Here is a 9,919-nt window from a genome sequence, read left to right as displayed (position 1 = left end):
GTGGCTCCTTTCCTAGCAGTCAACAACAACTGCACTTTGGCACACATTCGATGCCGGTGGAGCAGGAGCCACCCACCTCATCCGCTCTGGGCCGTCAGCCCCACGGCGACCACCAGCACCGTCACGGACAACAGATAGGTAAGGACAACCCACTGGGCCGACCGGAATGACACCTGCAACGCGCTCGCAAGCTCGGGCAAGGCCACATACGGGATGCTGATGCCGAGCGTTGCCAGCATCATCGACAAGGCAAGACCAGTCACGCCACGAATATGGGGGCGGGCACGCCCGGGGGGACAGTCGGTGGTAAATTTCATGGCGCAAACCTTGACTGACATGAGCAACCGGAGGAGCCTACGAATTCAAGCCAGCTTGCGGTCAACAATGAAATTTCTAGATATCAGAGAGGTTTGCGAAAAATCGGGGTTCACGGCTTCGGCGTTGCGGTATTACGAAGACGCCGGGCTTGTCCAATCGGTTGCGCGTCGTGGGCTGCGTCGCCAGTACGAACCGAGTACGCTGAAACAACTCGCCCTTATCGCGATGGGGCGGCGGGCCGGATTTTCCCTGCGCGACATCAGGCAAATCCTGAACAAAAATGGGAGCCCTGGTCTGCCGCGCGACACCCTGCATGCGAAGGCTGATGAATTGGATGCGCAGATCGCGGAATTGTCTGCGCTGCGCGATACCCTGCGGCACGTTGCGGACTGTCCTGCGCGCTCGCATTTCGCCTGTGAACGGTTTCAAACTTTGATGCGGTATGCGCAGCGTGACGTGGCGCGCCATTAGCACAGTGAACCCCAATCAGCGAAACACCTGAAGTTTCAGATCTCTGAGCCGCCTTCGCGTGATGCATAAAGATTGCCGTGTAACCCGCTGTTTCAAAATCGGAGAAGCGCCACTTTTAGCGCGAGGTGATGTCGCGCTCATCTCGCGCACGGCGACTGATCGCTTGGCGCGCCTACGGCATGGTCAGCGACCGAAGTCCCACAGTTCTTAGATTTGTCTGCATTTTTTACAGGGTGAGCTTAAGGTTTCCTACATCAGGAAGGCCTTACCTCTCAGGCACAATGCCTGTCCTGAGGAGAGTCCCTTGTTCCGTACATCCCGTCGCGGCGCTTTCGCGTTCATCCTGACCGGCATCTTGTGCCTTGTGATCGCAAGTTTCAACGTCGGGCCCTCAGTCGCGGCGGAATCATCCGTTCTGATCGAGGCTGCGAAACGCAAGATCAACCTTGCTGGTCGGCAAAGGATGTTGTCGCAACGCATAGCCATGCAGGCCTGCATGGCACAGTCCGGGGTGCTGGTTGAAACCAGCCTTTCCCGCGGACGCGCAGCGGCGGATTTGTTCGAACGCACGATGGATGGCCTGCAGGTAGGAGACGAGGAGCAGGGGTTGTCGGTGGAAACGCACCCCGAGGTGCTGAGCGCGCTCTCCAAGGTCGATGGCCTTTGGCAGAGCTACCTGGCGTCGGTGGATGCCTTTCTGGACCAACCGGGCGAGGGCCCGCTGCGGATGGTCCACGCCCGCAACGGAGCGGTTCTGGTAAACATGAATTCCGCTGTCGGGGTGATGGAGGGAATCTACGGTGACGGACTGATCTCTCCTGAAATCGCGGGCGCGCTGAATATCGCCGGACGCCAACGCATGTTGATCATGAAGGCGCTGAAAGAGGCGTGCATGATCACGAGGGGATTTGCCGCGGAGGAGGACCGCAAGGCACTCGCCAAGACAATATCGCTATTTGATACAAGTCTTTACAAGCTGCGGCAGGGCAACGTCTGGGATCAGATCATTGCTCCGCCTTCTTTCGAGATCGAGATGCAGCTGGAGCTGGTCCAGATGATATGGGACTGGATGTCGCCACGCCTTGAGGCGATCGCCGACGGGAATTCGATTGATACCGACAACCTGCGCGCGATGGCCTATCATGGCGAAGTGGCGCTGATTGAGATGAATACCGCAGTTTGGCTCTACGAGGCATTCTGAGGTCGTATTGCCCGGCGCCGTGATCGCTTTCACGGTCGGGGCGTGCGGAAAATGGTTCGGTTCACGCCCCTTGGCACCACCATTTCAAGAGGGCCATGCCGCCGAAGGATTGGCGCCTCGCTTGGTCTGCGGGTCACGTTTTCCTGATATTTTCATCAATTTAGGGCGCCTTTGCCCTGCCTCGGGGCAGGGTCTGTCGTTGAGAACCGGGGGTTTTTGGCAATCGACCCGACGGGACAGTGAATCCGCCTTGCACGACAGGGGTTGACCGCATAGAAGAGCGACTGATTTTGAAGGCCGTGCGAGTGACGCGGCACCCGGCATAGAAGGACACGCAACGATGCAGGTCACTGAGACCACGAATGAGGGCCTGAAGCGCGGCTACACGATCACCGTCACCGCCTCGGAGCTTAACGACAAGGTGAACGAGAAGCTGGCCGAAGCTCAGCCCGAAGTCGAAATGAAAGGCTTCCGCAAAGGGAAAGTGCCGATGGCGCTGCTGAAAAAGCAGTTTGGTCAGCGCATCCTGGGCGAAGCGATGCAGGAAAGCATCGATGGCGCCATGTCCAAGCATTTCGAGGACAGCGGTGACCGCCCGGCGATGCAGCCCGAGGTCAACATGGTCGACGGCGAGACCTGGAAAGAAGGCGACGATGTCGTCGTCAAGATGTCCTACGAAGCCCTGCCCGAGATCCCCGATGTCGATCTGAAATCCATCGAGCTGGAAAAGCTGGTGGCCAAGGCGGATGACGCTGCAGTGGACGAAGCCCTTGGCAACCTTGCAGAATCCGCTCAGGATTTTGAGGACAAGGACGGCGCGGCAGACGAAGGTGACCAGGTTGTCATCGATTTCGTCGGCAAGGTCGACGGCGAAGCCTTTGATGGCGGTTCGGCCGAGGATTACCCGCTGGTTCTGGGCTCCAACAGCTTTATCCCGGGCTTTGAAGAGCAGCTGAAGGGGGTCACCGCCGGCGAGGAAAAAGCCGTCGAAGTGACCTTCCCCGAGGAATACGGTGCTGAGAACCTGGCCGGCAAGGCCGCTGTCTTTGATTGCACCATTAAGGCCGTCAAAGCGCCGAAGGCCGCCGAGGTCAACGACGAGCTGGCCAAGAAGTTCGGTGCCGAGGATCTGGCCGCGCTGAAAGCACAGATTGCCGAGCGTCTGGAAGCAGAATACGTCGGTGCCGCACGTGCGGTGATGAAGCGTAACCTGTTGGACAAGCTGGACGAAGTTGTCAGCTTTGACCTTCCGCCGAGCCTTGTGACTGCCGAAGCCGACCAGATCGCGCACCAGCTGTGGCACGAAGAAAACCCCGATGTGCATGACCACAATCATGACAAGATCGAGACCACGGACGAGCACAAGACCCTGGCCGAACGCCGCGTGAAGCTGGGCCTGCTGCTGGCCGAGCTGGGCCAGAAAGCCGAAGTTCAGGTGACCGACGCCGAGATGACCCAGGCGATCATGAACCAGGCGCGTCAGTACCCCGGTCAGGAACGTCAGTTCTTTGAATTCATTCAGCAAAACCAGCAGATGCAACAGCAACTGCGGGCGCCGATCTTTGAAGACAAGGTCGTCGACTATGTCTTTGAACTGTCGACCGTGACGGAAAAAGAGATCACCAAGGATGAGCTTCAGGCCGCCGTCGAGGCGCTGGAAGAAGACGAATAATCCTTCGGGCATTTGCCTGATGCGAAGGGCCGCCCGGTTGGGCGGCCCTTTTGCATTTCGGGGGCGGCACAGGCATTTCGGGGCGAAATGTCGGTACGGGCCGGGTGAAATCTCGCAAGTCTTTGAAAACGCCGGATTCGAACGTCGGTATCTTGACGGTATCTGTACGGTAACTGAACGGTGCCAAAACCACCCCGGCCAAGGTGAGGATGGTGACGCGAGGTGGCGTGCGCCGGGTCAGGGGGCCGGGCGATGACGCCTGCGGACGGGTATCCCCGGACGTCGGCGCGGCGCAGCCGGGGCGCGAACATGCTCAACCGATGATGCGCGGCGAGCGGATCAGGGCGCAGCATGGGCGGTGCTCGGGGACGCCGGGGAGCAAGGCGGGCGGCGCGAGGGAGTCGCGCGTGAGGGCTGGAGGAATGAGGCAAGAGCCGCGGCCGGGCGATGACGCCTGCGGTCGGGTACCCCTGGACGCAGGCGCGGCACAGCCGGGGCGTGAACATGCTCAACCGATGACGCGCGGCGAGTGGATCAGGGCGCAGCTCGGGCGCGGCGCGGGGACTCCGTGCAGCAAGGCGGGCGGCGCGGGGGTGTTGCGCGTGAGGGCTGGAGGAATGAGGCAAGAGCCGGGGCCGGAGGATGACGCCTGCGGACGGGTATCCCCGGACGTCGGCGCGGCGCAGCCGGGGTGTGAACATGCTCAACCTATGACGCGCGGCGAGCGGATCGGGGTGCAGCTTGGGCGCGGCGCGGGGACTCCGTGCAGCAAGGCGGGCGGCGCGGGGGTGTTGCGCGTGAGGGCGGGTGGAATACGAGACGAGGCCGGGGCCGCGTGATGCGATGCGGGCAGCGACGATCAGGGGGCGGGCCACGATCTGTGGGCGGGGCTGTCAGCGGCGCGCGTCGGGCAGGTGGCGGCGCTAGGACCCGGAGAGGATGATGCGGTCACGCCCTGCCTGTTTCGCGGCGTAGAGGGCATTGTCGGCGCGCGTGTAGACATCGTCGATGGTGTCCCCGATGCGGCAGCCCGACAGACCGGCGGAAAAGGAGTAGCGGCAGGGTGTCGCGCTGCCCATCGGTTGCGACCGGCGCACGGCATAGAGCATCCGTTCGATCACCAACTGGGCCTCCTCCGGGGTCGTGTCGGGCAGAACCAGCATGAATTCTTCGCCGCCGATCCGCCCGAAGGTATCATTGCGGCGCAGCAGGGCCAGCAGCGTGCGGGCAAAATCGCGCAACACCATGTCGCCGCCGCTATGGCCAAAACGGTCATTTATGCTTTTGAAATGGTCTATGTCGAGAATGCAGACACAGCCCAGCGGATCGCCCAGCGGCCCGCCGATGGCCAGCATGTCGGCAAGGCGCCCGGTGACAAACCTGCGATTGGCGATGCCGGTCAGTTCATCGGTCTGCGAGGCCCTGATCGCAAGGTCCCGATCCTGGCGGACCGAGCGGTCTTCGACACGCAGGCCGCTGATATCCGTGGCAATGCACAGCATCCAGCCATCGGCCTGCACGGTTTCCGTCATTTGCAGCCAACGCCCATCGTGCAGATCCGTCTCGTAGCTCTTGAAGCGGGTCTTGCCACGGCGGGCCTGGGTTTCCATCAACCATTTTTCAAAGTTGTCGGTCTTGATGATGGTGCCGATCTTGCGCGGATGATTGCGCCGCATGACCTCAGCCCATGTCGGTTCTTCGTCAACGGTCAGGCCAAAGCAGTCGCGAAAGGTGGGGTTGGCATAACGCAGTCGGTCGAACCCGTCGTAGAGGGCCACCATGACGCCGGTCTGATCCAGCAGGCGCAACAATTGCTCCGTGGCTTGGGTGATCGGAACGCGGTCCTTCGGAGTCTGGCCCACCTGGGCTGGCTTGGTCGCTTTCGGCGGTGTGGACCCCTGAAGGGATGGTGCCGTCAAACGTCTGATCATTCCGGGCCTCGAAGATGCGGGCCATGCCCATTGCAACGAAACGTCTTGGCATTGTTATACAACATCCGAACCGCTTTGGCTGCATTTTTGCGTGGGGCAGTGCAAACTTTGCCGGGGGTGGGCGCCCCCGCTGCCAGATCGGCAGGCACAGGGTGATCAGGGGGTGGCTATCGGGTGACGCCGGGGAAACGCGAACGGGGCCACCCTGCGCCAGGATGGCCCCGTTGTCGTCATGAGATTCGAGGTGCCGCAGGCGGCGCCCGGTTCAATCCTTGGTGCGACGCGGCGGGGTCGATCCACCCTGCTTGGCACTGCGCGGCTTGCCGCCAGGCTTTCCACCGGCTTTCCCACCGGGTTTGCCAAAGGGCTTGGCACCGGGGCGGGTGACACGCTGCGACGGGTCGGAGGCGGAGAAGCGCGGCTTTGCCGGACCGTCGGATTTGCCCTCGGACGATTTCCCGTAGGGTTTTCCGGCCGGTTTGGAAAAGGATTTCCCGTCGGATTTGCCAAACTTGCCTGCCGGTTTGCCACCTGCGGGTTTGCCGCCCGCCGGCTTGCCGCCTGCGGGTTTGCTGCCTGCGGGTTTGCCCGAATATTTGCTGACGCCGGGCAGATCGCCCGCGACATGCGGTTTGGGTTTCTTGAAGCCGCCGGGCTTGGCCGCCGGTTTGCGATCAGCGGAATAGGGCACCTTTTCAAAGGCGCGCTTTTCCGACCGCGGTTCGGTGCGAGGTTCCGCATCGGGGCGCGGGGCCTGCGGGACCGGTGCCTCGGCTGCTGCCGGTTTGGCGGCTTTCGGGGCGTCGTAGGCGGCCTTCTCCTCGCGCGGCTTGTCGTATTTGGGTTTGTCCGATTTTGGTTTATCGAACTTGGGTTTATCGAACTTGGGCTTGTCGAACTTGGGTTTATCGTAGCTGGGGCCGCGATTGGGGCGCGGCGGGGCCTCGTCCATCGGGCGGACGCCGACACCGTCTTCAAGCTCGTGCGCGGCACCGATGGCATTGAGGAAGCCGGGGGCGCTGGATTCGAGGATCTCGACGTAGGTTTCGGAATCCTGCACGCGGATGGCGCCGATCGACTCCTTGGTGAGGTTGCCGGAGCGGCAGAGCAGGGGCAGCAGCCAGCGGGCCTCGGCCTTGTTGTCGCGGCCCACGGAAAGGGCGAACCATTTCGAGGGGCCGAAAGGCACGCGATCGGCGCGTTCACCGCGTTCGGCACGCGCCGGGCGTTCGTCCGGGTTGCCGAGCTCCTCGGGGGCGGACTGGCGGGCGCGGTAGAGGCGCAGGTAGGCGGCGGCGATCTTTTCGGGGCTGTGCTGTTCCAGCAGCTTGGCGGCAAAGGTCGCGGTGTCTTCGGAGATGTCCTCGTCCCAGGCGGGATCGGTCAGCAGGCGTTCCTCGTCCCGGCGCAGGATTTCCTCGGCCGAGGGGGCGGCGGTCCATTCGGCGTTGATCTTGGCCCATTTCAGCAGACGCTCGGCCTTCTTGACGTCGCGGGGACCGACGATCAGGGCCGAGGTGCCCTTGCGCCCGGCGCGCCCGGTGCGGCCCGAGCGGTGCAGCAGGGCCTCGGCGTTGGTGGGCAGATCGGCGTGGATGACCAGTTCGAGGTTGGGCAGGTCGATGCCGCGGGCCGCGACGTCGGTTGCGACGCAGACGCGCGCGCGACCGTCCCGCATGGCCTGCAACGCGTGGGTGCGTTCGTTCTGGCTGAGTTCACCGGACAGGCAGACGACCGAGAAACCACGGTTGGAAAAGCGCGCGGTGAGACGGTTCACGGCGGCGCGGGTGTTGGCAAAGACGATGGCGTTTTCGGCATCGTGGTAGCGCAGGGTGTTGATGATGGCGTTTTCGCCATCGGCGGCGGCCACGCGCAGCGCCTGGTAGGTGATGTCGCTGTGCTGCTTGCCGGAGGTGGCCGTGTTGACGCGCACGGCGTCGCGCTGAAACTGCTTGGCCAGGTTGGCGATCATCGGCGGCACGGTGGCCGAGAACATCAGCGTGCGGCGGTCTTCGGGCGCTTCGCCCAGCATGAATTCGAGGTCTTCGCGAAAGCCGAGGTCGAGCATTTCGTCCGCTTCGTCCAGCACGACGGCGCGCAGGCTGTTCATGTCGAGCGAGCGGCGCTTGATATGATCGACCAGGCGGCCCGGCGTGCCGACGACGATATGCGCGCCGCGTTCAAGATTGCGACGCTCTTCGCGCATGTCCATGCCGCCGACGCAGGACGCCATGCGGACACCCGCCTTGGCATAGAGCCAGGCCAGTTCGCGCATCACCTGAAGCGCCAGTTCCCGCGTGGGGGCGATGATCAGGGCCAGGGGGGCGGCGGGCGGTGCGAGGCGGTATTCCTCGCCCAGCAGGGTGTGGCCGATGGCGAGGCCGAAGCCGACGGTCTTGCCGGAGCCGGTCTGGGCGGAGACCAGTAGGTCTGCGTCCTGAAGCTCAGGCGCGGTTACGGCCTCCTGGACGGGGGTCAGGCTGTCATAGCCACGCTCGGCGAGCGCATCGGAGAGGGAAGATATCATGCTTTGGGGCGATCCGTGAGATGGCGGGCGGAGCGGGGCTTGTCAGCGCCGGGGCCGCGGAAAAAGGGACGTTTAGCCGGAAACACGCCGGATGTATATCGTAAACTTCGCAAGATTTCCATGCAGTTTTGGCGAAACGATGGCTTGGGGTGCAGGGCGCGGCGCGACAGGCGCCCCCGGCGCGCGGCGTTTTGCGTGGGGGTGATGGCACGGCGTCTTGTCCCGTCGCTGGCGCGGGCGGGGCGGTAGACGAGCCAGCGGTGGGGGCCGCGTCGGGTGGCGTCGGGGCGATGGACTGGCGGTGCTGTGCGCGTTTTCCGGAGGTCGGGCAGGAGCCTGCCGCCACCGCCCTAGCCGGGAAAGATCCGCGCCATTTCAGCATCGAAACGCGCCCATGTCATCGCGGCGCGGTTGCCCGCAAGGCCATGGTAGTAGGATTTGCCCGAGGCGGTCGGCAAGCCCGCCCAGACCTGCGCGAGATTGTGCATGAAGCCGTGGCGCGTCAGGGTGTTGCCGAGAAAGGCGTCATAGCCCGCATCCTGCAACAGCTTGTCGGCAAAGCGATCCTGCAGGACGGGCGAAAAGATCTGGCGCGGATCGGTGCCGAGGCTGTCGGCAAGGTATCGCAGGGTCTTGGGGATGATCTGGTAGCGCCCGATCGCATGTTGCTGGCCGGGGGTGGCGGCGATCCAGTCGTAGATCTCGGCCAGGGTCATCTGGGTGGGTCGTTTCGGGGGGCGGACCCTGGCGGCATATTGCACGGCGTCATAGCCATCGCGGTGGGATTCGACGCTGGCAATCAGGTGCTTGAGCCGGGCGGCGTGGCTGCCCGAGCGCAGGGGGGTGAACGCGGGGCCGCCCTCGGCGCCAGAGGGGCGACGGACCCGTGTCGAGGGGGCGAACAGGCTGGTGGCAGCGCGCCCGCTGAACAGGCTGGAGACGTGGCGGGTGGTCGGAGCGGTGGCCGCAGTCTGGATCACGCCGGTCGGTATGGTGGGGGTCGCCCTGGCCGGGCGCTGTGGCGCGGCGGGGGCAGGGCCCTTGTTGGCGGGGCGGTTAGAGGTGGGGCGCGTAGAGGTGGGGCGCGCCGGTTCCACCTGCGCCCCCCGCAGCAGGTCGCGGGCGACGGCGGCGGCCACCGTGCCTGCATCCGAGCCGGCGAGGCTGTCGACGCGCGGAGGGTCGGCGCGCGGAGGGTCAGCGCGCGCCAAGCCGGGCGCAATGCTGCCGATCTGGGGCAGCAACGCGGCGCGGCGCGGCGCATCCGAGAGCGCGGCCGGGGCGGCATCCGTGCGTGGTGCCAACAGGGACACCGGGGCGCCAGCACCGGGGCCTGCGGTCATCGCCGCAAGACCGGCAAGGAAGATAACCCGGGAGCGCACAATGGCGCGAAACCTCAACAACATGGCAGCCTTCGTTTCTACGTCGGTGTCCGGCGGCCCAAGGGGCGCGCGGCAGGGGCAGAATGGCCGGGGAGGGTTGATATTTCGTCAGTGCGGTTCGGGGTTGGCGTTGGATGGTTCGCGTTGCTGTTGGGGCCCTGTGCCTGTGCGGTGACCGCGTGGTCAGTCACTGCGAGGCGGCGCGCGCAACCTGTGATTATCGGCACCTTGCCTTGGCTATTCCCGACACGGGGTCCGTCACCCAGAGCAGCGACGTTTTTCAACGTGTGAAAGAGAGCTATCGGATAACCCGTAGGGACGGGCGGCAGATCGATGCCGTGCCTGTTGGACGCATCGCGGGCAGACCCCGCCAGCCGGGCCATGATTCCCGCACGAACGCGTTTTCATAGATGCCCG

Annotated in this window: 7 protein-coding genes; 3 read left to right on the top strand and 4 right to left on the bottom strand. The window is 64.0% G+C overall.

What is annotated here, in order from left to right; genetic code table 11:
• Nucleotides 1-77 precede the first annotated feature (77 nt).
• Nucleotides 78-317, bottom strand: coding sequence for a hypothetical protein (locus DL237_RS06485; protein WP_119398219.1), 240 nt, complete (start codon nt 315-317; stop codon nt 78-80).
• A 67-nt stretch (nt 318-384) separates the two neighbouring features.
• Between DL237_RS06485 and DL237_RS06480 the strand changes: the two genes are divergently transcribed.
• The 3 genes from DL237_RS06480 to tig all read left to right on the top strand — a co-directional run bounded on the left by DL237_RS06480 (nt 385) and on the right by tig (nt 3,662).
• Nucleotides 385-789, top strand: a complete 405-nt coding sequence (locus DL237_RS06480) for a helix-turn-helix domain-containing protein (protein WP_119398218.1) — start codon at nt 385-387, stop codon at nt 787-789.
• A 304-nt stretch (nt 790-1,093) separates the two neighbouring features.
• Nucleotides 1,094-1,990, top strand: a complete 897-nt coding sequence (locus DL237_RS06475) for a type IV pili methyl-accepting chemotaxis transducer N-terminal domain-containing protein (protein WP_119398217.1) — start codon at nt 1,094-1,096, stop codon at nt 1,988-1,990.
• A gap of 340 nt (nt 1,991-2,330) precedes the next feature.
• Entirely contained in the window at nt 2,331-3,662 is a 1,332-nt protein-coding gene (tig, locus tag DL237_RS06470; protein ID WP_119398216.1) for a trigger factor, read from the top strand.
• A gap of 923 nt (nt 3,663-4,585) precedes the next feature.
• Here tig and DL237_RS06460 read toward each other — a convergent pair.
• From DL237_RS06460 to DL237_RS06450, 3 genes are all read right to left on the bottom strand, one after another.
• Nucleotides 4,586-5,593: a sensor domain-containing diguanylate cyclase gene (locus tag DL237_RS06460; protein WP_119398214.1), complete on the bottom strand. Its 1,008-nt coding sequence runs from the start codon at nt 5,591-5,593 to the stop codon at nt 4,586-4,588.
• Nucleotides 5,594-5,858: 265 nt separating this feature from the next.
• Nucleotides 5,859-8,120 (bottom strand): DEAD/DEAH box helicase, encoded by a 2,262-nt coding sequence (locus tag DL237_RS06455; RefSeq protein ID WP_119398213.1) that lies wholly within the window; start codon nt 8,118-8,120, stop codon nt 5,859-5,861.
• Between the two features lie 350 nt (nt 8,121-8,470).
• Complete coding sequence (locus DL237_RS06450; protein ID WP_119398212.1) at nt 8,471-9,526, bottom strand: hypothetical protein; 1,056 nt, start codon at nt 9,524-9,526, stop codon at nt 8,471-8,473.
• Nucleotides 9,527-9,919 lie beyond the last annotated feature (393 nt).

The organism is Pseudooceanicola sediminis (assembly GCF_003575965.1).
GTDB lineage: Bacteria > Pseudomonadota > Alphaproteobacteria > Rhodobacterales > Rhodobacteraceae > Pseudooceanicola > Pseudooceanicola sediminis.
Note: the sequence above shows the minus strand (reverse complement) of the source record. Positions and strands in the feature narration are given on the sequence as shown.

Coding starts and splice junctions, on each gene's coding strand:
- DL237_RS06485 (WP_119398219.1), bottom strand. CDS start 317: ATGAAATTTACCACCGACTGTCCCCCCGGGCGTGCCCGCCCCCATATT.
- DL237_RS06480 (WP_119398218.1), top strand. CDS start 385: ATGAAATTTCTAGATATCAGAGAGGTTTGCGAAAAATCGGGGTTCACG.
- tig (WP_119398216.1), top strand. CDS start 2,331: ATGCAGGTCACTGAGACCACGAATGAGGGCCTGAAGCGCGGCTACACG.
- DL237_RS06460 (WP_119398214.1), bottom strand. CDS start 5,593: ATGATCAGACGTTTGACGGCACCATCCCTTCAGGGGTCCACACCGCCG.
- DL237_RS06455 (WP_119398213.1), bottom strand. CDS start 8,120: ATGATATCTTCCCTCTCCGATGCGCTCGCCGAGCGTGGCTATGACAGC.
- DL237_RS06450 (WP_119398212.1), bottom strand. CDS start 9,526: ATGTTGTTGAGGTTTCGCGCCATTGTGCGCTCCCGGGTTATCTTCCTT.